General features: G+C 52.4%; 1 rRNA gene. It reads left to right on the top strand.

Annotation, left to right across the window (positions count from 1 at the left end):
- A 23S ribosomal RNA gene (locus ACFSUS_RS29130) occupies nucleotides 1-532 on the top strand; the annotation flags it as partial.

The following is a 532-nucleotide window of genomic DNA, read 5'->3' as shown; positions in this document are numbered from 1 at the left end:
GCAACAACCCAGACCGCCAGCTAAGGTCCCCAATGTTAGTTAAGTGGGAAACGATGTGGGAAGGCTCAGACAGCTAGGAGGTTGGCTTAGAAGCAGCCACCCTTTAAAGAAAGCGTAATAGCTCACTAGTCGAGTCGGCCCGCGCGGAAGATGTAACGGGGCTAAAACTAGCAACCGAAGCTGCGGATGCTTTCGAGCATGGTAGGGGAGCGTTCTGTAAGCCGTTGAAGGTGAGTTGAGAAGCTTGCTGGAGGTATCAGAAGTGCGAATGCTGACATAAGTAACGATAAAACGGGTGAAAAACCCGTTCGCCGGAAGACCAAGGTTTCCTGTCCAACGTTAATCGGGGCAGGGTGAGTCGGCCCCTAAGGCGAGGCAGAAAAGCGTAGTCGATGGGAAACGGGTTAATATTCCCGTACTTGGTAAAGCTGCGATGTGGGGACGGAGCAGGTTAGGTTAGCGTGCTGTTGGATATGCACGTTTAAGTTGGTAGGTGGGGTGCTTAGGCAAATCCGGGCGCTTATTAACACCG

The sequence above is a fragment of the Spirosoma soli genome (assembly GCF_042684525.1).
In the GTDB taxonomy this organism is placed as follows: Bacteria; Bacteroidota; Bacteroidia; order Cytophagales; family Spirosomataceae; genus Spirosoma; species Spirosoma soli.
This window is presented reverse-complemented; position numbering and strand designations above follow the sequence as displayed.